Origin of the sequence: Thalassospira sp. MCCC 1A01428, from assembly GCF_002115825.1 — a bacterium.
Classification (GTDB): domain Bacteria; phylum Pseudomonadota; class Alphaproteobacteria; order Rhodospirillales; family Thalassospiraceae; genus Thalassospira.
Window position 1 is genome coordinate 104,476 of record NZ_JFJZ01000005.1, and the last position, 25,660, is coordinate 130,135.

Consider the following 25,660-nt stretch of genomic DNA (forward strand, 5'->3'; position numbering starts at 1 on the left):
TGAAAACCATTCCTGAAAATCTGGGCGCGTAAAGAATACCGATTGCATTAATATTATACCCTAGCGCTGAAGATTTGGTTAGCAAACAGTTTTCAAAACTACGGTGGATTTTTGTATAATTTTGCACTAAACGGAACCCCATACAGTTGCCAGCACACAGCCCTTTATAAAAGATACAGGATAACCATGCCGCAGGATCGCCAATGGGTGGCCGATGCCATCGCCCGGATCGAAGCCGACTTCACCCGCTCCGCCGACACGCACCTGATCCAGCTGGATCTGCCGCAACTGGGCGATATTGGGCTGTATCTGAAAGATGAAAGCACCCATCCCAGCGGCAGCCTGAAGCACCGCCTCGCCCGTTCGTTGTTTCTATATGGCCTGTGTAATGGCTGGATCACAAAAAACACCCCGATTATCGAGGCATCCAGCGGCTCTACCGCCGTTTCCGAGGCTTATTTTGCCCGCCTGCTCGGCCTGCGCTTTATCGCTGTCATGCCTAAAACCACGTCGCCGCAAAAAATTGCAAAAATCACCTTTTATGGTGGTGAATGCCATCTCGTTGATAATGGCAGCATGATTTACGACGAATCCCACCGTCTGGCGCGCGAACTAAACGGCCATTACATGGACCAGTTCACCTATGCCGAACGCGCGACCGACTGGCGCGGCAACAACAATATTGCCGAAAGCATTTTTGAACAGTTGGGCCGCGAACCCCACCCCACCCCACGCTGGATCGTTGTCGGGGCAGGTACGGGTGGAACATCGTCAACCATTGGCCGCTTTATTCGTTATGGCAAGGTTCTGGCTAACGGTTGCGAACTATGCGTGGCCGACCCTGAAAATTCGGTATTTTACGATGCCTATGCCACAGGCGATTACAGCATTACCGGCACATGTGGTTCCCGGGTCGAGGGCATTGGTCGCCCCCGTGTTGAACCCAGCTTTAACCCTACCGTTGTTGATCACATGATGCGCATTCCCGATGCAGGCAGCTTTGCAGCACTGCATTATCTGGAAAAACATCTCGGGCGTCGCTGCGGGGGGTCAACCGGCACCAATCTGATCGCAACACTGGCTTTGATCAGTGAAATGAAACAGGCTGGCGAAAGTGGATCGGTTGTAACATTGCTGTGCGACAGCGGTGATCGCTATAGCGACACCTATTATAATCCGCAATGGATTGCCGATCAGGGCATTGATCTTGCCCCTTGGCACGCGGCCCTGGAAAAGTTCGACCAGACTGGCATTTTTGATGTGAAACTGGACCGGCACAGCGCATAAAACCGGCCACCTGCATTTCCAAAGCGATCAGCCGACAATACCACACAAACAAAAACGGGCGGGGAAAACCCCGCCCGTTTCGTTATGATGCCATCATCAATTTTCTATTGTGCGCCCGCGACCGAAATCTTGCGTGGCTCCGGCTTTTGCTCCACAACTTTTGGCAGTGAAAGCGTCAGAACGCCATTCTTGAATGTGGCCGAAATATTATCGGCATCAACATTTTCAGGCAGGCGGAACGACCGGGTAAAGCTGCCATAGCTGCGCTCGACAACACGGGCACCTTCATTACTTTCGCGGGTCGACTTCTTTTCGCCCTTGACGGTTAAAACACCTTCAAGAACGGAAACATCCACATCATCCTGTTCAACACCGGGAAGCTCGGCGCTTAATTCAATTGCGTCGTCACTTTCATGAACATCGATGCGGGGATTAAGGGTTTTGGTAGTATCGGTTGCTTCTGCATCCCCTTGCGCCTGTGTCGGGCGTAACGCACCGCGGCCAAGGAACGACCCTAAAACACGGTCAATATCGCGCGAAAACACACCAAAGGGATCACCAAATGCCGGAACATTGGCAATACGACGGGAAGCACCGTTTACATGTGAAAAACCGGTCATAATAACTCTCCATACAAGACGAGCATTCTTGCGCTTTTTGGTCCAGCGAGGCTGCAACCTTTGCGCGATCAAGGCCACCATGGCCCTTTCAAACCAGAAGATAATACGCCTTTAGACAGCCGCAAGGGCGTGACACATTTTTTTTGAATTTTTTGGCATCTGTTCCGCGTTGCACAATTCACATTGGCAATTGGCGCGCCCCAACGCTAGGATCATACCATATGCAGGCACGCCACATGTCGTGCCCCCACCTTTGAACTGGACCAAAATCCCATGAGTCAACTTTTCACCCCGCTTGCCCTGGGCAAGCTGGCGCTTAATAACCGTATCATCATCGCGCCAATGTGCCAGTATTCTGCCGACAATGGCAAAGCGACCGATTGGCATACCATCCATCTGGGCAACCTTTCCCTGTCGGGAGCAAGCCTGCTGATCCTTGAGGCAACAGCCGTTGAACCCGAAGGCCGCATCACCTATGCCGACCTTGGCCTGTGGAACGACGAAACGGAACAGGCCCTGGCGCGCACCTTAAAAGCCGTCCGTGCCAATTCTGACATGCCAATTGGCATTCAACTAGGCCATGCCGGGCGCAAGGCCAGCACGGCCAAACCCTGGGATGGCGGCCATGCCATTGCCCCGAATGATGAAAATGGCTGGCAGGTTTCAGCCCCCTCTGCCATTCCGTTTCTTGATGGCAACCCCGTGCCCGAAGCCCTGAGCAAGGAGCGTATTGCCGAAATCATTACACGCTTTGCCGATGGGGCAAAACGGGCGGATCGGCTGGGTATTGACGCAATCGAACTGCACGGCGCACATGGCTATCTGATCCACCAGTTCCTGTCGCCGTTGTCAAATCAGCGTACCGACGAATATGGTGGCAGCCTCGAAAATCGCATGCGCTTTGCGCTGGAAATTTACGATGCCGTCCGTGCCGAATTTAGCGCCGATAAACCGGTTGGCATTCGCATTTCCGCCAGCGACTGGGTAGAAGGCGGCTGGGACCTTGAACAAAGTCTGGTTCTGGCACAGGCTTTTAAGGAACGTGGTTGCGACTTTATCCATGTTTCATCTGGCGGGCTTCATGCTGCACAGCAAATTCCGGTTGGCCCGAATTATCAGGTTCCCTTTGCCGACCGCATCAAGGCCCAAACCGGACTTACCACCATCGCCGTTGGCCTGATAACCGAAGCAGAACAAGCCGAAGCCATCATTGGCACCGGCCAGGCTGACGCCATCGCCCTCGCCCGCGGCATTCTTTATGACCCGCGCTGGCCGTGGCATGCGGCAGCCACCCTTGGTGCCTCGGTCAAGGCACCAAACCAGTATTTGCGCTGCCAGCCGCGCGCATATAAAAAACTGTTTGTCTAAATTAAAGCCCGGGGGAAACGGATTCCACCGGGCTTTATTCTTTGTTGAGCGATCAACGATCGGTAAAATTCAAAAAGGCATGGAATTTTGCCGGCAGAAACAATCCGTTAGAACGGTTTGGCCATTACCAGAAAAATGACCCCGGCAAGCGCACAAAACATCAGCCCCAGCCAGCGATATGACTCATGGCGGGGCAAAGCCCGCGTCGCACTTACCCGCCGCAAGCGGCCCGCCAGCGCACCATGCATCCCCGAAAGAACAACCACCAGCACCAGTTTGGCCCACAGCCACGCATCCCCAAACCAGCCCCCCATATAGGCAAGCGTTAGCCCCAAAACCCACGCCACCAGCATTGCTGGCGCGGTTACGTATTGGTCCCATTGTCGAAAGGCACTTATGGCAGCCGGGCTTGGCCGGATCAAAAACAGCGCCACCGCGACCATTCCGGAAATCCACGTCATTACCGCCAACAAATGGGCAGATTTTATCACCAGATAAAGCATCAAGATGCCCTTCGTCCAATCAGGCGGGACCGCAACCAGCGTTCATTCACAAAACCACCGAAAGGTACCACCGCCCCAAGCATCAATCGCGCAATATTGCGCTGGTCAATCAGCCCCTCGAAATAAGCTCGTATCACCAACCAGGTAAAAAACAAAAAGGCGACGCCATGTACGGGACCCATGATGCGGGTGGCATTATCCAGCCCCAAACCATATTTTAACGGCACGGCAATCAACACAAGCACCAGCAATGTGGTGGCCTCGGCCATAGCCCCAAATCGCAACATCCGCCCCGGCATTATTCCACCTCGCGCAACAGGGATTCAATCCGGGTTAAACGCCCGTCCATCGCCTTTAACTCATCGCGTATCGCAATCAGCTCTGCACTGGCTTGCGCTGCCTGCGCGGCATCACTGCGCGCACGCATGGCCTGTGCTGCGTATTTCATCGCAAAAATCAGCAAAACAGTCACAAGCATTAAAATGGTTAGCATCACAAAGGGTGGCGCTTCAGACATTACTGTCTCCCCTGACGGACAAGGTTTCGGGCAGCGGCCCGACCTGTGCAATTGTTTCCGGCGACAATGCCAAATTAAAGGACGTTACCCGGTAAAAATTCGCCATCTTGCCGTTGTCCGCCTGCCCGGTTGCACTGGCAACCAGGCCCGCATTTTCCAGCTTGCGCAAATGCATTTTCATCAAGGGGCGGCTGATCCCGGCCTCCCGCGCAAGATGGCTTACATATAAGGCCCTCTCACGCGTCAAGGCTGCCACAATCCACAACCGCACCGGATGGGAAAGTGCTTGTAGTTGCAGCAGCATTTTTTCGGCATCATTCATTCGGTATCGTCCTTTTACGTAACCAAAAATTTACATGTAATTTTTTTCTTACGCAATATCGAATTTTCAATCCGACGCTCGTTTTGCCTCACACAACGAAAAAGGGCCCCGCATTGCTGCGAGGCCCCCTTCCTAACTGTAAGGTCGCTTGGTTGGTTTGGCTTAGAAGCCCATACCGCCCATGCCACCCATACCGCCCATGCCACCCATGTCGGGTGCGCCGCCGCCTGAAGACTTGTCTTCCGGCTTTTCAGCGATCATGCATTCGGTGGTGATCAGCAGACCAGCAACCGATGCGGCATCCTGAAGGGCGGTACGAACAACCTTGGCCGGATCGATGATGCCAGCTTTAACGAGGTTGGTGTATTCGCCTTTCTGGGCGTCGAAACCAAATTCGACGTCATCCTGTTCGAGCAGCTTGCCAGCAACAACAGCACCGTCAACACCGGCATTCTGCGCGATCTGACGAACCGGAGCCTGAAGCGCACGACGAACGATGTCGACACCGATGGTCTGGTCGTGGTTTGCACCTTCAAGACCTTCAAGCGCGCGGGTTGCGTACAGCAGAGCCGTACCACCACCAGCAACAATGCCTTCTTCAACAGCTGCACGGGTTGCATGCAGGGCATCGTCAACGCGGTCTTTACGTTCTTTAACTTCGATTTCCGAAGCCCCACCGATCTTGATCACAGCAACACCGCCAGCGAGTTTCGCCAGACGTTCCTGCAGTTTTTCGCGATCGTAATCAGAGGTGGTTTCTTCGATCTGCGCACGGATCTGGCCAACGCGGGCTTCGATCTGTGCTTTCTCACCGGCACCATCAACGATGGTGGTTTCTTCTTTGGTGATGGTGATCGATTTCGCGGTGCCAAGCATGTCAAGCGTAACGCTTTCAAGCTTGATACCGAGATCTTCGGAAACAACCTGGCCACCGGTCAGGATGGCGATGTCTTCAAGCATGGCTTTACGACGATCACCAAAGCCCGGAGCTTTAACAGCAGCAATTTTCAGGCCGCCACGCAGCTTGTTGACAACCAGGGTTGCCAGGGCTTCGCCTTCAACGTCTTCTGCAATGATCAGAAGCGGCTTGCCGGACTGAACAACAGCTTCGAGAAGCGGCAGCATCGGCTGGAGCGAGGAAACCTTTTTGTCGAACAGCAGGACGTAAGGTGCGTCCAGTTCAGCAACCATCTTTTCAGGGTTGGTTACGAAATAGGGCGACAGGTAACCACGGTCAAACTGCATGCCTTCGACAACGTCGAGTTCAGTGTGCAGGCCTTTGGCTTCTTCGACGGTGATAACACCTTCGTTGCCAACTTTTTCCATGGCTTCAGCGATCATATCGCCAACTTCACGGTCACCGTTAGCCGAAATGTTACCAACCTGTGCGATTTCGTCTTTACCCGAAACCTTGCGTGCACGGGCCTGGATGGCTTCGATCACTTTGGCCGACGCCAGATCGATACCGCGCTTAAGGTCCATCGGGTTCATGCCGGCAGCAACAGATTTGTTGCCTTCACGAACGATGGCCTGTGCCAGAACGGTTGCAGTCGTGGTGCCATCGCCTGCCATGTCGGCAGTTTTCGAGGCAACTTCACGCAGCATCTGTGCGCCCATGTTTTCGAACTTGTCTGAAAGTTCGATTTCCTTGGCAACAGAAACGCCGTCCTTGGTGACGCGCGGTGCGCCAAAGGATTTTTCGATAACAACGTTACGGCCTTTCGGGCCGAGGGTCACTTTGACAGCATCAGCAAGGATGTCTACGCCGCGCAGCATTTTTGCACGTGCTTCTGTCGAAAATTTTACTTCTTTAGCCATTCTATTCTTTCCTCTCTATGAGACGGATGAACATCAAACCAAAATCACCCAAATGGGCTGATTTAGGCCAGAATACCCATAATGTCGGATTCTTTCATGATCAGCAGCTCTTCGCCATCAACCTTGACTTCGGTGCCCGACCATTTGCCGAACAGAACCTTGTCGCCAGCTTTAACGTCAAGCGCGACGAGCGAGCCGTCGTCTTTGCGGATACCGGTGCCAACAGCGATAACTTCGCCTTCCTGCGGCTTTTCTTTTGCGGTATCGGGAATAATGATGCCACCAGCAGTCTTCTGGTCGGATTCGACACGACGTACCAGTACACGATCATGTAACGGACGGAACTTCATTTTCGACAACTCCGTGTAAAAATCTAGGGCTCGATTGTTTAAAACACTAACCGGGATGAGCCCACGTTAGCACTCACCCCAAGTGAGTGCTAACAGCAAGTAAGGTAACGGTCGAAAATTGTCAATAGCCCAATGGAGCAAGTCGCAAAAAAGTCATATTTTCCGCCGGTTTCCAAAAGCACCGTAACGGCCCCTGAAACCTCTCCGCCCCCGGCGCGCTGCCCTTAAAAAACAACATCCCCGTCATTGTCCTGACGAAAATAATCATAGGGCATTGGCCCAAACCGGTTTGGGCCCAACTGGGTTGGCTTGCACCACCAAACAATCAGGATAATAAGTCCAATCAATGGCACAAGACTGATCAGCACCCACCAGCCGGAACGATCAGTATCATGCAGGCGGCGCACAGATACCGCCAAACCGGGGAAAAACGTGATCAGGTTAAAAATACCCTCGAGAAAACCGATATCGCGGTGATTGCCAAAAAATTGCCCATCGATAATCGACAACACAATAGAAACCGACAGAACAAATAGTTGCCACCACCAAAAAGCAGACCGCGAGGCACGATCTCGAAAATTGAAGTAATTGTGAAATCCTGAGCGGATTGCTTCGCCAAATTTCATTTCACCTGCCCTGTCCAGCTTCCAAACCTAACCATCCAGCCCCTGTTTTAGGCCACCACCCACAGATTGAAAACCGCTTTCGCGGCCTATATGCATGATTTAAATAATTTTTATCTTGCACCTTTCATAAACAGCAGGGAACCGATGCTGTAAATGCAGCACCGGTTCCCTGTCATGCTTTTCACATCCGGTTTACTGGCGGGCAATCTCCACCTTGCCGGTATCCACCAGTTTCAAGGCCCAGTTTTCTGCAGCCGTATCATCAAGGTTCAGATACTGCGCCAGATAGGCCAGCCGATCAGTATCGTCACCCTTGGCCGTACAAAAACGGTCTTGCAGGTAAAATGGCGGCGTTGCCTGATAATAAAGCCGGGCCTGCACCTTGGCCGGTTTGCCGTGAATATCGGCCAGCTTCACTTCATAACGCAAGCTATCGCCCCCGCTTTGGGTTGGTCCCAAATAATCCGGGTCGGTCCCAACCGCAGTAAAGCCAGCATCCTCGGCAAGTTCGCTTCCAGCACCCAGCACCTTTGAAATCGCTTCGCGCTGTTCCAGCGCCAGATAACCCGGTGGTGGCAGGCGGTTATCTTTTACCTCAGCACAGATTGACAGAAAACTGGTGGTCAATTCCCCTTGCGGGCGCACATTATGACCACAGGAAAACTGCGAGCCATCCAAAGGAGGCGTGCTGACCAGTTCCTGATAAATCTGGGTTTGGTCCTGCGACGTGATCACCTCGAAATGGGGCTGATGCAGGCGTTTTTCCGGCTCGATCCGGTGGGTACATTTATCATCCCACCACAGCTCGCCTTTTAGCGGTTTGTCATGTTGATCGACCAGAACACCGGCTTTGTTCACCCGGCCTGATGCCCACAATACCTTGTCTTTGGCATCCAGCACTTCAAACTGAACAAACGCACGCCGAAACCCGACCCCGGATGGAAATTTATGCCCGGTATGGCTGGCGATTTTAACCGATGCGCTAAGTTTGCCATCGGCAATCACCGGGTCATCAGCAAGGCTGATGGTAACGGTGTCATTTTCCGCCTGTTCGGTAATGGCACGTGCCGTAAATTCCAGCGGATCAATCGCCTTTTTTGAATTCATCATCGGATCGGCGGTTGGAACCCCCATAATATCTGGGAACTGCTGGAACATTTTGACCAAAAACAGGTTCAACCCCACCAGCGTATGGCGGGCAAAACCTTCGCGGGGTTCAAGGTCGATGTCTTTGGGGTCAAAGGTATTGGCCGCCGCCGGAAAGTTTGAATATTCCTGAATGCTGGCGATTTTGCTTTTGAACTCGCCGCCGGCATCGCGTGATGGCATGTGGCAATCCTGGCAGGTTTGCGGCATATCCCCTGCCCCGCCGGGCAATGGCCCGTCAATTGTGGTGCCAGTACGATACGAACTGAATGCCCATTCGGCATAGGTCGTTTGTTCATAAACATGGGCAATGGTTTTGCCTTCATGCAATACCGGCAAATGTACGGTGTGGCAGGTGCCACACATTTCCGATGTGGAAATGACATCACCTTTTTCAGGTTTTATCCCCAATGTATAATCCATCGGGTGGGTTTTGGGTTTGTCAAATGGCCCAAACAACTTGCCCGCAGGCCCCACCAGAAAACTGCCGGTAAAGGTTTTGCCAAAACCGGTATTTTGCGCGTTTAGCTGTTTCTGACGTTTCAACACACAGGCATTTTGCGGGTCATCGGCATATTTTTCGGTGGCGTCCTTGCCCAGTACCATCTGGTGGCAGGACATGCACGAAATACCGTCACGCGCCAGCGCCCCATAGGATGCATGGGAAGCCGTCGGATTGCCCGGCGGATAAGGCACCGCATTAACAATATCGCGCTCAAATACACCGCAATCGCCGTCATTCACGGCCGCATGATCAATCTGGAACTGCCGCTGGCCCAAAATACCATGGCAACCAAGACAGGTGGTTTGCACCAGATCAGCCTGATCATGATGAAAGGTCTGGGTTTCACTGGCCATCTGGGCAAAGAAAATCGGGTCCCGCCCGGCAAGGCCCATTGGCGAGGACCGCCATGTTGCATAAGGCGACAGGTTTAGCAGCTTGTCGCTTTGCGGGTCGGGCATTGTCATATCAAACTGCAACCCGGTACTGCCCGCATCGTGGCAGCCTGTGCATTGATCGCTGGTTAAATACTGGCTTTCGGGCGACGGCCCGGCCGCAGGCATCCACACATTGTCATAGGTTTGCGATGGCATGATAAAGCCATGCTCGGGCACGGCGCCAAACCGGTCGGCCCTGGCGACAAAGGCCAGCAAATCTTCCAGCGGCTTGATACGTGGCTGCCCATGGGGCACCGGCTTTTTTTCCATATGTGCGCGCAACGCATGAATATCATCGCCCAAATCGTCGGGGGCGGTTGCCGCCATCTGGGTGGTGCCGGTCGCCATTGTTGTCCGGGCCGTGGTTGCGGTTAGCGATGCCGCCCCACCAAGATACTGATTGGCAAAAAAGTCCTGCGATAAAAATACTTCGGGCTGGCCAGGATGGCCTTGTAAATTGCGTTCTTCAGCGAAAGTCAGATCATGGGCGGACCCATGGCAATTTACGCAATATTGCCCAAACCCCATATTGGGAGGACCATTGCTGGCACTTGCGGGCCAATCAGGTACCCAGCCTTCACCGGGCCAGCCATACCAGCCCCAAAACCAGCCATCTTTGGACCCTTGGGCATCACGCACCATAATTGCGGCACCGCTGGTTGGAAACAGATGGTCCGGGTCATATTTCGCACAGGCCGATGCTGGTTCAGGATACATTTCCTTCACCATAATCGCACCATCGGGAATGGCTTGTTGCGGATCAGGGTGGGGTTTGCCAGTGGGCCGGTTTTTCTCCAGCCACGACACCATATCGGGCGAATACCAGATCACGACCGGCGAATGCGTACCGTGATAGGTGCCGTCCCACGGGGCACCTTTTTGCCCGGCGACACGCGCCGCCGTATAAGGGCCGGTATCGCGCACATATTTGTCACGCACCCAGCCCGATTGGGTATCACGATGACACCAGTTATTAAAAAATTGCGATAATGCCGCTTCATATTCGTTTAACGGCAACGCACCGGGATGGCGCACCGTATCACTTAATGACTGGCACAGTGCCAGATCCGTTGGCACCATTGGTGTATCGCGCAATGCTGTTTCACATGTTTGTGCGATGGCAACTGTGGCAACACAACTTGCCATCCCCGCAAGCACAATGGCCCGCAGCCTTCCCCAATATGACATGGCCCTCTCTCTCCCTGTCCCCGGCGGCACCCCTGCCAGCCAGCTCCATTAAAAAGTGTAAGGGCCGGTAAAATTACCATCAACCTATAATTGATAAATTTGAAATAAATTTAATCTTTCGCTAAAATTGGTTCACAAACATTGCCGTTCTGCGTCATGCAGCCTGATTTGTATGACGGTGACACCCCGCCTTATGCAGCCATCGTGCCGTTGAATAATCAGGTCAGGGAAACCCTGTCTTTACGGCGCCATTGCGCTGGCGTCATTCCCATATGTTTTTTAAAGGCACGTTGAAATGCGGCCTCGGACTGATAGCCAACAAGATCGGCAACCGCCCCTGTCGACATATCATTATGGGCAAGGTTATTCGCCGCCAGCATCATTCTGATTTCCAGCAACAGATCCGTTGCCGAATATCCCAGTAATTCCTGAAAATGGCGCACCAGCGTTGCCCGTGACATATTGCAAAGCCGGGCCAGCCGCGGCAATGTCCAGTCATCTCCGGGATTATCCAGCATGGCATTTAATGCCGGTGCCAAACGCGGATGCCCCGCCAGCGCCAAAATCCCGACAGGCGCATCTGCAGTTTCACTGGCCAACCGCAATGCCAGGGTAAACAATGCAGCAGAATAGGCATTTAACATCGCCCGGCCGCCCAGGGCATCGTTATCCGCTTCGGCCCGCATCAAATTAATCAGGGTGGTCATACGGTTTTCTGTTCCGGTTCCGCACGGCATATCAAATGCACCGCCACCCGCCACACCCGCCCGGGATGAATGTGCCGACGCGATAGGCATATTTGCCGTTCGCACAATAAGCCTGTCAGGCAGATACCGTGCTAAAACCCTTGCATGAAATGATGCCATCTTAAATCGCCCGCACAGCATATCCAAACGATCGCCAGCGCCGCTGTTTTCATTGAGCACAAGATTCATGCCATGACGAACCGTCATTATCGACGGTGGCTTGCCGCTGCCGTCATGAAGGAAATGCGCCGCCCCACCGGGCAGTAACAAAATATCTCCCGCCGATAATCGAACAACTTCACGCCCCGCCGGGTCATCGAGCGTCGCCTTGCCCTGCACGATGATATGATAGGGAATTTCGCCTTTGGCCGCCTGCCCTTCAACCACATTCCACGGGGCGCCAAATGAACAGCGAATATCAAGGCTGCCGCGCACCGGCATCAAATCAAACAGCTGACTAAGCCAATCCATCACCATAAACCCCGAAATTGAGATTAATTAGCATGTTTTAGAAACTTAATGACATTAACAAACTCAATCCTGGCCCGTAAAGTGCAGACATAGACACCACACACCCTTCATCAAGGAGACGACATTATGTCACGCATTTCCGTACCTGCCGTTGAATCTGCCACCGGTGCCACCGCCGATCTTTTTGCCGGGATCAAAAAATCTGTTGGCACTGTTCCCAACGCTTACGCGGCAATCGGCTCGCTGAATCCACAGGCGTTACAATCCGTTTTGGCCGCCGATGCCGTTTTGGCAAAAAGCACGCTAAGCAAACAGGACCAGGAAATTATCAAATTGCAAATCAGCACAGTTGCCGGTTGCGATTATTGTGTTGCCGCACACAGCCTGGTTGGAAAGTTAAGCGGCATCGACCAGGGAACCCTGAAAAGCATCCGCCAGGGTGAAGCAACAAACGACCCGAAACGGGATGCGCTGATCCGTTTTGTTCGCACCCTGCAAGACACCCCCGGCACCATCATCCAGGCCGAATTCGATGCAATCAAGGCAGCAGGGTACAGCGATGTGCAATTGGTTGATATCAGCCTGACCATCGCCATCATTACTTTCACCAATGTGTTTAACCGCATCAACGACACTGTGGTTGACTTCCCCGCTGTTAACTAAAACATCGGTGTCGTGGCATTTCATCTTGCCCGAATAAAACGCCCTGTCACAAGCGCAGCGCCCCGCAACCAAACCGGCTGCGGGGCGCTATAACGCGATCAAACTTTTAGAATTAATAAAACAGGTTGGGGCGAAACACCTATTCCACTGTCACCGATTTTGCCAGGTTACGGGGCTGGTCCACATCCGTGCCCTTATGTACCGCCACGTGATAGGCCAACATTTGCACCGGAATGGTATAGAGGATGGGTGCGACAAAATCGGCGACCTTGGGCAGTTCCACCGTGGCCGATGCCATATCGCCTACCATTGCCAACCCTTGCGCGTCAGACAGGAAAATCACCCGGCCACCGCGTGCGGCAGCTTCCTGCATATTCGATGCGGTTTTTTCAAACAACTCGTCCGACGGCGCAATCACGATAATCGGCACCGACTGGTCAATCAGGGCAATCGGCCCGTGTTTCATTTCACCCGCGGCATAGCCTTCGGCATGGATATAGGAAATTTCCTTAAGCTTTAACGCCCCTTCCATCGCAATCGGATAACCAAGGCCGCGCCCCAGATACAAAACATCCCGGGCATCCGCGATGTTAAGCGCGAGTTGGCGAATTTCTTCGTCATGATGCAGCACTTCGGCCGCCTGCTTGGGCAGTTCAGTCAGGGCATTGACGATGGCGGCTTCAGCATCCTTGCCGAGCGTGCCGTTTTCACGACCGATGGTCACCGCAAGGCAGGCCAGAACGGTAAGCTGGGTTGTGAAAGCCTTGGTTGATGCCACGCCAATTTCCGGCCCGGCATAAGTTTGCAACACAACGTCGCTTTCGCGCGCAATCGTGCTTTCGGCGACGTTAACAATGGATAAAATCTTTTGCCCTTTCGACTTCGCATACCGAAGGGCTGCCAACGTATCCAGCGTTTCACCGGATTGTGAAATAAACAACGCTATGCCGCCCTTGGGAAGCGGCGGGCAGCGATAGCGAAATTCCGATGCAACATCTACATCCACGCCAAGGCCCGCATAGCGTTCGATCCAGTGTTTTGCCACCAAGCCCGCATAAAACGAGGTCCCACAGGCAACAATCGTTAAGCGGGTGGCCTCGCCAATGTTAAACGGCATATCGGGCAGCTTGATGGTGCGGGTTGCCGGGTTGATAAAGGAATGCAGCGTATCGCCGATCACGGCAGGCTGTTCAAAAATTTCCTTTTGCATGAAATGGTTATAGTTGCCCTTGCCCATCATGGCACCGGAAACCGCCGAAAGCTTGATCTCGCGGGTGACATCATTGTCATGCTCATCACGAACCTGAACATGATCGCGGGTCATTTCCACCCAGTCGCCTTCTTCCAGGTAGATCAATCGATTGGTCAGGTGCGACAGGGCCATCGCGTCGGACCCCAGATACATCTCGCCCTCGCCAAGGCCCACCGCCAGCGGTGTGCCGCGCCGCGCGCCAAAAATCACATCGTGATGACCGGCAACAACGATCACAAGGGCAAAGGCCCCTTCAATCCGGTGCAAGGTTGCCTGTACCGCGTCACGCGGGGATTTACCCTGATCGAGAAAGTCCGACACCAAATGTACAATCACCTCGGTATCGGTATCGGATTCAAAAACACGGCCTCTGGCGGTCAGCTCGGCTTTAAGGTCGCGGAAATTTTCGATAATGCCATTGTGAACAACGGCAACCTTGCCGTCGGTGTGCGGATGCGCGTTATTTTCGGTGGGTACGCCATGCGTTGCCCAGCGGGTGTGACCAATGCCAACATCCCCGCCCAATGGCTGTTCCTTAAGACGTTGGCTTAAATTCACCAGTTTGCCTTCGGCGCGGCGTCGTTCGATATTGCCATTAATCAGGGTCGCAATACCGGCGGAATCATACCCGCGATATTCCAGGCGTTTTAACCCTTCCAGAATGCGTTCACTTACACTGTCTTTGCCGATAATGCCGATAATGCCGCACATATGCTGTGTCTTTCCCCAAATTTACCCTTGCCGCCGGCCATCATCGGGCCAGACTGCACAAAATATCAAACGCCAAAACCGGCATTGTAATGGAACCTGCAAACAGGCCGTCTGCCTTAATCCTTGCCCGTCAAAGCACGCATTTTTTCACGAAACCGCGCAGCCCAGCCCGCCCTTTCGGTTCGTTCCGCACGCACCAGCACCAGCGTGTCGGCGGCAACATCGCCGCTTAACGTGCTGCCCGCGCCAACAAATGCGCCATCGCCCACGGTTACCGGCGCAACCAATGCCGTGTTGGAGCCGATAAATGCCCCAACACCAATGTCGGTTTTATATTTCTGGAAACCGTCGTAATTGCACGTAATGGTGCCGGCCCCGATATTGGCCTTTGCCCCAATGCGCGCATCACCGATATAGGACAAATGATTAACCTTCGCGCCGGTTTCCAGGGTGGCTTTTTTTATTTCAACAAAATTGCCAACCCGTGCGCCCGCGCCAATGTCGGCACCGGGCCGCAACCGGGCATAGGGGCCAATATCGGCGTTATTGGCAATAATGCAGCCTTCAAGGTGGCTAAATGCCTTAACCGTTACGTTGTCACCAATTTTAACCCCCGGCCCAAACACCACATTGGGTTCAATCACCACATCCCTGCCAATTTCAGTATCGGCACATAAAAACACCGATGCCGGGTCCACCAGCGTTGCGCCATTATCCATGGCGGCATTGCGCAGGCGGCTTTGCATCAGTTGTTCGGCAATCGCCAACTGGGCACGCGAATTAACGCCAAGGGTTTCTTCTTCCGCTACTTCCACGGCAACACAGGTCCGGCCCTGATCACGGGCCACAGCGACCGCATCGGTCAGGTAATATTCGCCTTTGGCATTGTTGTTGTTAATTGCATCAAGCAAATCAACCATACCCTCGGCAGCAAAGCACATCACACCGGAATTGCAAAACCCGATCCGGCGTTCGGCATCGGTGCATTCCTTATCTTCAATAATTGCCTGCAATTCGCCGGTGAACGGGTCTGTCGCCAGTCGACCATACCCGGCCGGGTCATCGGGGGTAAAGCCCAGCACCGCCACCGCATGCGGGCCTTCCTTGCGCGCCGCAATCAGGCGTTCCAGCGTGGCGGAGGTAAAAAGCGGGCTATCGCCATATAACACCAGCACATCACCCCTGGCGTTTTCCAGGGCGTTACGCGCCGCCAAAACGGCATGGGCCGTGCCAAGCCGATCTGTTTGCTCGAATGTCGGATGCGGGGCCACGGCCTGCTCAAGGGCTGCCATATCCGGGCCAACCACAATCAGGGTTTGCTCTGCGTGCAGGAACCGGGCGGCGTCGATCACGTGGTTGACCATTGGTTTGCCTGCGACCTTGTGCAAAACCTTGGGCTGCGCGCTTTTCATTCGCGTTCCCATACCGGCCGCCAGAACAACAACACTTAATGATCTAGACATTTAAAATCCTTTATTCCCGAACGCATCGTGACATCAAAGCGCGGCCCGCCAAACCGAAACCACATTAACATCCGCACTCCTACCGTAAATCGGTACGATGCAAAAGCCCTGCTGAATCACGTTTTGTAACCTGATGTTAGCAGATGTTACAGATTGTGAATGCGCTTGTTATTGGCATCCATACTGATAAGTTCAACTGATACATTTCTGTGTTCTTATCATGACAAAAGGCAGCCCCATGACCAACTTCATCCTGTTTGATCTTGACGGTACATTGATTGACGGGGTTGAGGACCTTGTGGTGGCGATGAATCACCTGCTGGCCGAACATACCCTTCCCCCGCTGACCCGGCACGAACTTGAACCCATGCTGGGCGATGGCGCGCGCATGTTAACCAAACGTGCCTTTGCCGCCCGAAATTCCGGTTTGGACGAAAATGCCCTGTCTGCGGCCTATGACAAATTTGTATCGCTGTACGAGGCAACAGGCTATCGCGATACATATTTGTATCAGGATGCCGAAACCACATTGCGCTGCCTGCATGAAAAGGGCTGGAAAATTGGTCTGGCTTCAAACAAACCCACCCGGCCCTGCCGCGAAATCCTGTCATTGCTGGGGATCGACGATTTGTTTACGACCATTGCCGGCGGTGACGCAACCGATGTACGTAAACCCGATGGCGGGCATTTGGCCTTTGCCCTGGAAGGCATGGGGTATAAGCGCGATGCGGACGATACCGCCGTTATGGTTGGTGATCACGCCAATGACATAAACGCGGCACGCGCCATTGGCATTGCTGCCATCGCCGTTGCCTTTGAAGTGGATGATGCCAAGACCCGGACACTGGGTGCGGATGCCGTTTTAACCCGCTTTGCCCAACTGCCTGACGCATTGGAAAAAATTGCCTGAAAACGCGGCTTGACACCCCCGGCGCAGGCCCTTATAACCCGCGCCACCGACGGAATACGAAACAGTTATCTAAGCACTGTTTCCCCGTTTCGGGCGTATAGCTCAGTTGGTTAGAGCGTTCCCTTCACACGGGAGAGGTCACAAGTTCGAATCTTGTTACGCCCACCATTTTCCAAATCAAAATCAACTAAGGCAAGTCCAAAGAAGTACGTCACGTACTTACCAGTACACTTGCTGAAATTAGTTCTGAAGCTATAATTTCATCCCACCTTCAGGGAGTTGAAAGCATGGCAAAAAGAAACACCTTAACTGATTTTGAAGTTGGAATAATTAAAAGTCTACTGATAAACCACGACTTCTCCAATCAGAAAATATCTGGACTAATAAACCGAAGCCGAGGGGACGCATCAAAAGACATAAGCACTGGCCGGATATCAAATATCAAAAACAACCAAATTGCAAAATATGTTCCGATACCTGCCGCATCGCTTCAAACAACTGAAGAATTTCTGAGAAACACAATTCATTTAAACAACGAGCCCGACCCTTTGAGTGAATTGAAACTTGCCACCTTGATACCGACAAAAAAAGAAAATCCTGAGCAACTCGATATCAAAGAAACAAACATCATTGAATGCAAAGAGGGATTCAATCTTCCAATGAAGACTATTGCCGCCTTTGCAAACAACAAAGGGGGCTACATTTTACTTGGAGTCAAAGACAAAACATGGGAAATCAAAGGAATTTCGGACAGGAAACTATCTGACTTTGATTACAACAAATGGAATCAACGTGTAATATCCACACTGGGAATCGAAATTGAGTTTTCCCACAAAGTCCTTCAATATGCCGACAAAAAAATTGCAATTTTTCATATTTCTGAAGCGCATACAAAACCTGTTATTTTTAGCAAAAACATTGATGACGCGCATGAAGGCCATATTTATTATCGATATGCGGGCGAAGACAGGCTTATTACTCCGCTTGATCTGCAAAATATCATTGATGAAAGAGTTCGAAAAAGCTCTCAAACAACTCTCTCAAAACACTTAGCAAATATACTTCGAATTGGTATAGAAAACTCAGCAATTATGGACCTTAAAACAGGAACAGTTGAAGGAAAGTCCGGCAATTTTTATCTTGATGAAAAACTGCTTCCGCAAATATCATTTATAAAAGAAGGTGAATTCAAGGAGACCTCGGGTAAACCTACACTAAAATTGATTGGAGAAGTAAAAAACATGGAAACAATCGAAAAAAAGATCACCGAAGACACACTAAAAATGTACCCATTTTCATGGACTGACCTATCAAATGAAGTTCACAAAAAATTTCCTGAAATCAAAAACAAAGATTTAAATAAAAAAATATCCGAAACAAGAATAAAACACGACAAGAGATATTCAACTTATATTTTTATAAATAAAAAATCAGAACAAAAATACAAAGAAACTGGAATACTACCAAAATCAATCACTTCCGTATACAACAACGACGCACTGGAACTCCTCATTAAAGAATTTGAACTCGAAAAAAAAGACCCCTGAGCAAAAAGATCAGAGGTCTAATATCAATTTAAAATGCTGCAAAATAGCATTTGGACACAGGCTTTAATGACTATCCTTGGGAATTTCCTTACCACGACCACCTAACAGGAAGTCGAAATCGGCCCCTTTATCCGCGCCAATGACATGGCTGTAATAAAGCGACGCATAACCACTGGCAGGAACCGGAACAATGGTTTCCCAGGCGGCAAGGCGGCTGGCGATTTCATCGTCGGGTACGTCAAGATGCAAGCGACGGTTGGGCACATCAAGTTCGATCATATCGCCATTTTGCACAATCGCCAGCGGGCCACCGGCGGCGGCTTCGGGGGATGTGTGCAAAACAACGGTGCCATATGCCGTGCCGCTCATGCGGGCGTCGGAAATACGCACCATGTCGGTAATACCTTTGCGCAAAACCTTGGGCGGCAGGCCCATATTGCCAACCTCGGCCATGCCGGGATAGCCCTTGGGACCGCAGTTTTTCAAAACCATGATGCAGTTTTCGTCAATATCAAGGCTTTCGTCGTTAATCTTGGCCTTGTAATCGTCGATATCTTCAAACACCACGGCGCGGCCACGGTGGGTCATCAAATGTTCTGACGCCGCAGATGGCTTCAGCACCGCGCCATTGGGGGCAAGGTTGCCCTTGACCACGGCGATGCCGCCATGCTGGGTCAGGGCTTTTTCGAATGGCAAAATAACATCGTCGTTCCAGTTGCGCACCTCGGCAACCTGGTCCCACATGGTTTCGCCCGAAACCGTGATGGCGTCTTTATGGATCTGCCCGCTTTCAGCCAGCGCCTTAATCACCACCGGCAAGCCACCGGCATAGAAGAATTCCTCCATCAGGTATTTGCCCGATGGCTGCAAATTAACGATGGTCGGAATATCGCGTCCCAGACGGTCCCAGTCATCCAGCGTCAGATCAACGCCCAAGCGCCCGGCAATCGCCAGAAGGTGAATAACCGCATTGGTCGAGCCGCCAATCGCGCCATTAACACGAATGGCGTTTTCAAAGGCATCCTTGGTCATCACATCAGACGGTTTAAGGTCGTCCTTAACCATCTGCACAATGCGACGCCCGGTCAAATGGGCCATCACCCGGCGGCGACTATCAACAGCGGGAATGGCGGCATTGCCCGACAGCGCCATACCCAGCGCCTCGGCCATGCTGGCCATACTTGATGCCGTGCCCATGGTGTTGCATGACCCCGGCGAACGCGACATCGCCATTTCGGCATCCAGGAAATCCTCGGTGCTGATTTTGCCTGCCTTGCGGTCTTCGGACAATTGCCACAGCGAAGTGCCCGAACCAATATCCTGCCCGCGCCATTTGCCATTCAGCATCGGCCCGCCGGTTACAACAATGGCAGGAATATCAACACTGGATGCCCCCATCAGCAACGCCGGGGTGGTTTTATCGCAGCCCACCATCAGCACCACACCATCCAGCGGGGTTCCACGCAGGGCTTCTTCCACATCCATCGCGCACAGGTTACGGAACATCATGGCTGTGGGGCGCAACGTGCTTTCGCCAGGTGAAAACACCGGAAATTCCAGCGGCAGGCCGCCAGCTTCGTAAATGCCGTGTTTGACCCGCTCGGCAAGGTCGCGCAAATGCGCGTTGCACGGGGTTAATTGCGACCAGGTATTACAAATACCAATCACCGGGCGGCCGTCGAACAGGTCGGCAGGCAGGCCCTGGTTTTTCATCCAGCTGCGGTGATAGATATTATCCTTGCTCGTACCACCAAACCATCCTTGCGAGCGCAACGTGCGCGGCCAGGCTGCGGGTTTAAAGCTGCTCATGCCCGGTCTCCTGAGTTTATGTTAAACGCGCTGTTTTCATCGCGCGCGCCCCGGGCGCAAAACGCGCCCGGATAGATATTCAAACGGTGCAAAGACACAGGGCTGCAAAAACGAAATGTGCTTTCACATATCGACATCGCCCCGGTTTCCGGTCCGTTTTGTTGTTTGGTCAATTCTTTAGGCCTTGTTTTTGTTATAGACATCGAAAATCACGGCGGCGAGCAACACCAGGCCTTTAATCACCTGTTGCCAGTCAATCCCGACACCAACAATCGACATCCCGTTATTCATAACGCCCATGATCAGGGCGCCAACGACAGCGCCGATAATTTTACCAACGCCACCAGACATGGACGCGCCACCGATAAAGACGGCTGCGATCACGTCAAGTTCAAAGGCAATCCCGGCTTTCGGGGTTGCGGTATTCAAACGGGCGGCAAAAACCAGCCCGGCCAATGCGGCCAGCATACCCATATTGGCAAAGGTCAAAAATGCCAGTTTGCGGGTATTGATGCCCGAAAGCAGGGCGGCCTTTTCATTGCCCCCCATCGCATAAATGCGACGACCAATTGTTGTGCTATTGGTAACAAAGGTAAAAATCGCAATCAGCAAGGCCATGACGATTAGCACATTAGGCAGGCCACGATAGGTCGAAAGCAGATAGGCGATATACAAAATCGCAAAACCGGCAAGCGCATGTTTGGCGGCAAAAAAGGCCATTGGCTCTTCTACAACGGCAAACCGCGCCTGTTTTGCCCGCGACCGCAAACCAAGGGCCGGCAGCAAAAGCGCAACGAGAACACCCAGCGTCATGGAAAAAACGTTAAACCGGCCGTCGATCAACCCGCCCATAAGGTCGGGAATGAAACCCGATGACATTAACTGAAAGTTTGACGGAAATGGCCCCACAGATGCGCCGCCCAGCAGGGCCAGCGTCAAACCGCGAAAAACCAGCATCCCGGCCAGGGTCACGATAAAGGATGGAATGCGCCAATAGGCCACCCAATAGCCCTGGGCACAGCCAATCAAACCGCCAACAACCAGACAAACCGGAATGACCACAAATGTCGGCAAATCCCACTGAACGGCCATAACTGCCGCCAATGCGCCAATAAAGCCAACAACAGAGCCCACCGAAAGATCGATATTACCGCCCACAATAACAAGCAACATGCCGACAGCCATGATGATGACATAGCTGTTTTGCAGGAAAAGGTTGGTCAGATTGACCGGCTTCATCAACACGCCATCGGTCAAATACTGAAAAAACGCCATGATCGCAATCAGGGCCAGAACCATGCCATATTCACGCATATGGGTGCGCAGGTAGTAGCTGATATTTTTGCTTGAAGTATCACTCATTGGTCTGTCCTCACCCCTTCAGGATCATGTGCATGATCTTTTCCTGGCTGGCATCGCTTGCGGCCAGCTGCCCTTTGATTTCGCCCTCATTCATCACATAAATGCGGTCGCACATTCCCAGAAGTTCCGGCATCTCCGACGAGATCATAATGACCCCTTTGCCATCGGCTGCCAGCTGATTGATAATTGAATAAATCTCGTATTTGGCACCCACATCAATGCCGCGGGTTGGCTCGTCCAGGATCAATACTTCCGGCCCGGCAAACAGCCATTTGGACAACACAACCTTTTGCTGGTTACCACCCGAAAGGTTAACCACCTTCTGGCCGACATTGGGTGTGCGAATATTGATCTTCTGGCGGTATTCCTCGGCGACACCCCGTTCGGCCCCGTCGTTTAAGACCCCGCGTTCCGAAACACCGGGCAGGTTGGCCAGCGTAATGTTGGTGGTAATACTTTCGTCAAGGATCAGCCCCATTTCCTTGCGATCCTCGGTCACATAGGCAAGTCCCGAGGCAATGGCACGCTGCACGGTGGAAACATCCACCGGTTTGCCATGCATCAAAACCTCGCCGCTGATATTATGGCCATATGACTTGCCAAAAATGCTCATGGCAAGTTCGGTGCGTCCGGCTCCCATCAAACCGGCAATACCAACCACCTCGCCGGCGGCCACATCAATATTAACATCCTTGATCAGCTTTTGGGTGGGATGCAGCGGGTGATAACAGGTCCAGTTGCGCACTTCCATCATGGTTGCGCCAATATTGGGGATCCGTTCAGGATAGCGATGCGCCATATCACGCCCGACCATATCCTTGACAATATCATCCTCGCTGATCTGCCCATCAAGACAATCCAGCGTCGAAACGGCCCTGCCATCCCGAATAACCGTAATCCGGTCGGCAACACGGCTGATTTCATTTAACTTGTGCGAAATCAGGATCGAGGTAATGCCCTGATTGCGAAACTCGATCAGCAGATCCAGCAATTTCTGGCTATCATTTTCCTGCAAACTTGACGTTGGTTCGTCCAGAATAAGAAGTTTGACTTCCTTGGACAGAGCCTTGGCTATTTCCACCAGTTGCTGTTTGCCGACCCCAATATTGGTCACCAGCGTATTGGGGGCCTCGCGCAGGCCAACCTTGCCCAAAAGCTCGGTTGTGCGGGCAAAGGTCTTGGGCCAGTTAATCACCCCGTTTTCAGAAAGCTCGTTGCCCAGAAAAATATTTTCGGCAATCGATAGTAACGGCACCAGGGCCAGCTCCTGATGGATGATGATAATGCCGCGCGCTTCGCTATCGCGAATATCCCTGAATGACTGAATGTTGTCATCAAACAGAATGTCGCCTTCATAGGTTCCATGCGGATAAACCCCGCTAAGAACCTTCATCAATGTTGATTTTCCAGCGCCATTTTCGCCGCACAGGGCATGAATTTCGCCCCGTCGTACTTTAAGGTTAACATCATCAAGCGCCTTCACACCGGGGAAAGTCTTGGTGATATTGCGCATCTCCAGGATGGTATCCATCCGGTCCTCCCGAATTCCGGCAGTTCTGCCGGCTCCCTTTTGCAAAACGGCCCGTCTGCCTTTCAACACCGGACCGACCGCCACCTGGTTTGATCCGGCGGCTTTCGGCTTGGCACAAAAACGGGCGGCGATGGTTCACCGCCCGTTTCGATTTTCATGCAAAACCGTGCTTATTTAACCTGATCAGCGGTATAATAACCCGACCCAATGATAATGCCTTCCCAGTTGGATTTATCGACCAGAACCGGTTCCAGCAAATAGGACGGAACAACCTTGACGCCATTGTCATAGGTTTTGGTGTCGTTCACTGTCGGTTCCTTACCGGCCAGCACATCGTTCACCATGCTAACCGTCACACGGGCCAGTTCGCGGGTGTCTTTGAAAACGGTTGAATACTGTTCACCGGCAAGGATCGATTTGATCGACGGCAATTCGGCGTCCTGCCCGGTAACGATCGGCATTTTCATGTCGCCCGAACCATAACCAACGCCCTTAAGCGAGGACAGAATACCAATTGACAACCCGTCATAGGGCGACAGCACACCATCGACCTTTTCGTCGGTGTAATAAGCCGACAACAGGTTATCCATACGGGCCTGGGCAACCGCACCATCCCAACGCAGGGTACCAACCTTGTCCATGCCCATCTGGCCGGATTTAATAACAACAGTGCCATTATCAATCAGCGGCTGCAAAACCGACATCGCGCCATTATAGAAGAAATAGGCATTGTTATCGTCCGGCGAACCACCAAACAATTCAACATTGTACGGGCCATCGCCGCGTGACGCGAGGCCATCCATCAATGAAGATGCCTGAAGAACGCCAACCTTGAAATTATCAAACGTCGAATAATAATCGACATCGCCGCTATCGCGGATCAGGCGGTCATAGGCGAAAACCTTGATCCCGGCGGCCTTGGCATTTGCCAGGGCATTGGAAAGGGTTGATCCGTCAATGGCGGCAATCACCAGCACATCAACGCCCTTCACAATCATGTTTTCAATCTGGGAAAGCTGATTGGGAATATCGTCTTCGGCATATTGAAGGTCGGTTTTATAACCGGCTTCTTCAAACTGCTTGACCATCGAATCGCCATCCGAAATCCAGCGTGCAGAAGATTTGGTCGGCATGGCGATCCCGACATAGCCCTTGTCAGCAGCGTGGGCGGCACTCATCCCGAAGCCACCCGGCATGGAGGGGGCAAAGGTCGCGGCCGCGCCAAAGGCAATGCCGGCCAATACAGCACTCAGACGTTTCATTATATTTTCTCCCTAATGACACAACAATTTCCGGCATTTGCCTGTTTGGTTAAGGCACCGGGTGCCCGTCCTTGCTGTGTGGCGTTATTTTACGTAGCGACTGCCATTTTTTAATGACGCCGACGGCGCAATATTCCGTTGCTTCGCCATAACATTCAAATAATGAAAACTGAACATTGCATATCAAAAACGATATGCTATTAAAATCAATATCCGAAACGCGTTAACAGTAGCAGCTGCTTTATGGTTCAGACTTCCCCGCCCAGCATTATGACACCGGCACAAACCCTGTTAACAGGGTCGGGAAACCTGTTTAAGCGCGGGTTAAAAATCAGCCATTTACGCATGATTGTTGCCATGGAAGAAACCGGCCAGATCAGCCTGGCCGCCACCATGTTAAAAACATCGCAACCTGCCGCGTCGCGGTTATTATCGGAAATGGAAGATATGCTGGGAACCCGCCTGTGCGAACGTGGCGCACGCGGAGTAGAAATGAGCAATGCTGGCCGGGCACTGGCCCAGCGCGCACGCACCATGCTTATTGAAATGCGCGAAGCCGAACGCGAAATTGAAGATATTAAAAACGGTGGCGGCACGGTATTTATCGGCGCGGTTACCGCCGCCGCCGTTGACCTGGTGGTGCCTGTAGTTCGCGATATTCAGTCGCACAATGCAAGGTTCGAGGCGCAGGTTGCAATTGGCCCGTCCCACGTCCTGATCAAAAGCCTGCTGGCGGGGGAATATGACTTTATCATTGGCCGGGTGCCACAGGATGTGGACCCGCGCCTGTTTCATATTCGCCAGATCCGCAGCGAAAAAATCCGCCTTCTGGTGCGTAACGGGCATCCGCTATTGGCGCATAACCCGGTTACAATGGCCCAACTGGCGCAATATGAATGGATATTGCCACCACCGGGAAACCTGATGCGGCGTACAATCGAGGATGTTTTTATCGCCCAAAACCTGCCGTTACCGCGCTCAGGGTTAAACACTGCATCTTTGCTGGTAACCCTTGCATCCATCAGCGACAGCGACGCCGTTGCCCCGATGGCCGAAGAAGTAACCACATTGCTCACACGGGGGGGCGCAATTGCCGAATTACCCCTGACCGAAGCAATCGAAATCAAACCCTATAGCCTGCTAACCGCAGCCGGGCATCGCCTGTCGCCATCAGCACAGTTGATATCGGATCATATTCTGGCGCGAATTGACGGTCCCGACGGCGTGTAAACCACCCGCCCGTGCAACA

22 protein-coding genes and 1 tRNA gene are annotated in these 25,660 nt (G+C 52.5%); 7 read left to right on the forward strand and 16 right to left on the reverse strand.

Annotated features, from left to right (window positions below; genetic code table 11):
- The first annotated feature begins 186 nt into the window (after window positions 1–186).
- Window positions 187–1,287 (forward strand): PLP-dependent cysteine synthase family protein, encoded by a 1,101-nt coding sequence (locus tag THS27_RS06230; RefSeq protein WP_085588984.1) that lies wholly within the window; start codon window positions 187–189, stop codon window positions 1,285–1,287.
- A 104-nt stretch (window positions 1,288–1,391) separates the two neighbouring features.
- Here the strand turns inward: THS27_RS06230 and THS27_RS06235 are convergent, their stop codons facing one another.
- Window positions 1,392–1,907, reverse strand: coding sequence for an Hsp20/alpha crystallin family protein (locus tag THS27_RS06235; RefSeq protein WP_085588986.1), 516 nt, complete (start codon window positions 1,905–1,907; stop codon window positions 1,392–1,394).
- A gap of 273 nt (window positions 1,908–2,180) precedes the next feature.
- Here THS27_RS06235 and THS27_RS06240 point away from each other — a divergent pair, with 273 nt between their 5' ends.
- A complete protein-coding gene (locus THS27_RS06240; protein WP_085588988.1) occupies window positions 2,181–3,275 on the forward strand; it encodes an NADH:flavin oxidoreductase/NADH oxidase in 1,095 nt (364 codons plus the stop codon).
- A 107-nt stretch (window positions 3,276–3,382) separates the two neighbouring features.
- Here THS27_RS06240 and THS27_RS06245 read toward each other — a convergent pair whose 3' ends face one another.
- The 9 genes from THS27_RS06245 to THS27_RS06285 all read right to left on the reverse strand — a co-directional run bounded on the left by THS27_RS06245 (window position 3,383) and on the right by THS27_RS06285 (window position 11,901).
- On the reverse strand, window positions 3,383–3,778 hold the full coding sequence (locus THS27_RS06245; protein WP_085588990.1) for a CopD family protein: 396 nt from the start codon (window positions 3,776–3,778) through the stop codon (window positions 3,383–3,385).
- Window positions 3,778–4,077, reverse strand: coding sequence for a DUF3817 domain-containing protein (locus THS27_RS06250; RefSeq protein ID WP_085588992.1), 300 nt, complete (start codon window positions 4,075–4,077; stop codon window positions 3,778–3,780). The genes THS27_RS06245 and THS27_RS06250 overlap by 1 nt, the downstream gene beginning before the upstream one ends.
- Complete coding sequence (locus THS27_RS06255) at window positions 4,077–4,295, reverse strand: hypothetical protein (RefSeq protein WP_085588994.1); 219 nt, start codon at window positions 4,293–4,295, stop codon at window positions 4,077–4,079. The genes THS27_RS06250 and THS27_RS06255 overlap by 1 nt, the downstream gene beginning before the upstream one ends.
- Complete coding sequence (locus THS27_RS06260; protein ID WP_085588996.1) at window positions 4,288–4,617, reverse strand: winged helix-turn-helix domain-containing protein; 330 nt, start codon at window positions 4,615–4,617, stop codon at window positions 4,288–4,290. The genes THS27_RS06255 and THS27_RS06260 overlap by 8 nt, the downstream gene beginning before the upstream one ends.
- A 162-nt stretch (window positions 4,618–4,779) precedes the next feature.
- Window positions 4,780–6,435, reverse strand: a complete 1,656-nt coding sequence (gene groL / locus THS27_RS06265; RefSeq protein ID WP_085588998.1) for a chaperonin GroEL — start codon at window positions 6,433–6,435, stop codon at window positions 4,780–4,782.
- Between the two features lie 62 nt (window positions 6,436–6,497).
- Complete coding sequence (gene groES / locus THS27_RS06270) at window positions 6,498–6,785, reverse strand: co-chaperone GroES (RefSeq protein ID WP_085589000.1); 288 nt, start codon at window positions 6,783–6,785, stop codon at window positions 6,498–6,500.
- A gap of 224 nt (window positions 6,786–7,009) precedes the next feature.
- Window positions 7,010–7,411, reverse strand: a complete 402-nt coding sequence (locus tag THS27_RS06275) for a DUF805 domain-containing protein (protein WP_085589002.1) — start codon at window positions 7,409–7,411, stop codon at window positions 7,010–7,012.
- A 192-nt stretch (window positions 7,412–7,603) separates the two neighbouring features.
- Window positions 7,604–10,684 (reverse strand): hypothetical protein, encoded by a 3,081-nt coding sequence (locus THS27_RS06280; RefSeq protein ID WP_085589004.1) that lies wholly within the window; start codon window positions 10,682–10,684, stop codon window positions 7,604–7,606.
- A 218-nt stretch (window positions 10,685–10,902) separates the two neighbouring features.
- Window positions 10,903–11,901, reverse strand: coding sequence for an AraC family transcriptional regulator (locus THS27_RS06285; RefSeq protein WP_085589006.1), 999 nt, complete (start codon window positions 11,899–11,901; stop codon window positions 10,903–10,905).
- Between the two features lie 126 nt (window positions 11,902–12,027).
- On the opposite strand from THS27_RS06285, the gene THS27_RS06290 reads away from it, so the two are divergent.
- Window positions 12,028–12,564, forward strand: coding sequence for a carboxymuconolactone decarboxylase family protein (locus THS27_RS06290; RefSeq protein WP_085589008.1), 537 nt, complete (start codon window positions 12,028–12,030; stop codon window positions 12,562–12,564).
- Window positions 12,565–12,703: 139 nt separating this feature from the next.
- On the opposite strand, the gene glmS is transcribed toward THS27_RS06290, so the two are convergent.
- Both glmS and glmU read right to left on the reverse strand, forming a co-directional pair.
- Window positions 12,704–14,527: a glutamine--fructose-6-phosphate transaminase (isomerizing) gene (glmS, locus tag THS27_RS06295; RefSeq protein ID WP_085589010.1), complete on the reverse strand. Its 1,824-nt coding sequence runs from the start codon at window positions 14,525–14,527 to the stop codon at window positions 12,704–12,706.
- Between the two features lie 116 nt (window positions 14,528–14,643).
- Entirely contained in the window at window positions 14,644–15,990 is a 1,347-nt protein-coding gene (gene glmU, locus THS27_RS06300; protein WP_085589012.1) for a bifunctional UDP-N-acetylglucosamine diphosphorylase/glucosamine-1-phosphate N-acetyltransferase GlmU, read from the reverse strand.
- Between the two features lie 238 nt (window positions 15,991–16,228).
- Here glmU and THS27_RS06305 point away from each other — a divergent pair, with 238 nt between their 5' ends.
- From THS27_RS06305 to THS27_RS06315, 3 genes are all read left to right on the forward strand, one after another.
- Window positions 16,229–16,900, forward strand: a complete 672-nt coding sequence (locus tag THS27_RS06305; RefSeq protein WP_085589014.1) for an HAD-IA family hydrolase — start codon at window positions 16,229–16,231, stop codon at window positions 16,898–16,900.
- 91 nt (window positions 16,901–16,991) lie between these two features.
- Window positions 16,992–17,068 (forward strand) — tRNA-Val (locus THS27_RS06310).
- A gap of 119 nt (window positions 17,069–17,187) precedes the next feature.
- A complete protein-coding gene (locus THS27_RS06315) occupies window positions 17,188–18,447 on the forward strand; it encodes a helix-turn-helix domain-containing protein (protein WP_085589016.1) in 1,260 nt (419 codons plus the stop codon).
- 63 nt (window positions 18,448–18,510) lie between these two features.
- Here THS27_RS06315 and araD read toward each other — a convergent pair whose 3' ends face one another.
- The 4 genes from araD to chvE all read right to left on the reverse strand — a co-directional run bounded on the left by araD (window position 18,511) and on the right by chvE (window position 24,411).
- On the reverse strand, window positions 18,511–20,256 hold the full coding sequence (araD, locus tag THS27_RS06320) for an L-arabinonate dehydratase (RefSeq protein ID WP_085589018.1): 1,746 nt from the start codon (window positions 20,254–20,256) through the stop codon (window positions 18,511–18,513).
- Between the two features lie 177 nt (window positions 20,257–20,433).
- On the reverse strand, window positions 20,434–21,618 hold the full coding sequence (gene mmsB / locus THS27_RS06325) for a multiple monosaccharide ABC transporter permease (protein WP_085589020.1): 1,185 nt from the start codon (window positions 21,616–21,618) through the stop codon (window positions 20,434–20,436).
- 10 nt (window positions 21,619–21,628) lie between these two features.
- Entirely contained in the window at window positions 21,629–23,149 is a 1,521-nt protein-coding gene (mmsA, locus tag THS27_RS06330) for a multiple monosaccharide ABC transporter ATP-binding protein (RefSeq protein ID WP_085589022.1), read from the reverse strand.
- A 170-nt stretch (window positions 23,150–23,319) separates the two neighbouring features.
- Window positions 23,320–24,411: a multiple monosaccharide ABC transporter substrate-binding protein gene (gene chvE, locus THS27_RS06335; RefSeq protein ID WP_085589024.1), complete on the reverse strand. Its 1,092-nt coding sequence runs from the start codon at window positions 24,409–24,411 to the stop codon at window positions 23,320–23,322.
- Window positions 24,412–24,654: 243 nt separating this feature from the next.
- On the opposite strand from chvE, the gene THS27_RS06340 reads away from it, so the two are divergent.
- Window positions 24,655–25,641, forward strand: coding sequence for a LysR family transcriptional regulator (locus THS27_RS06340; RefSeq protein ID WP_085589026.1), 987 nt, complete (start codon window positions 24,655–24,657; stop codon window positions 25,639–25,641).
- Window positions 25,642–25,660: the final 19 nt, after the last annotated feature.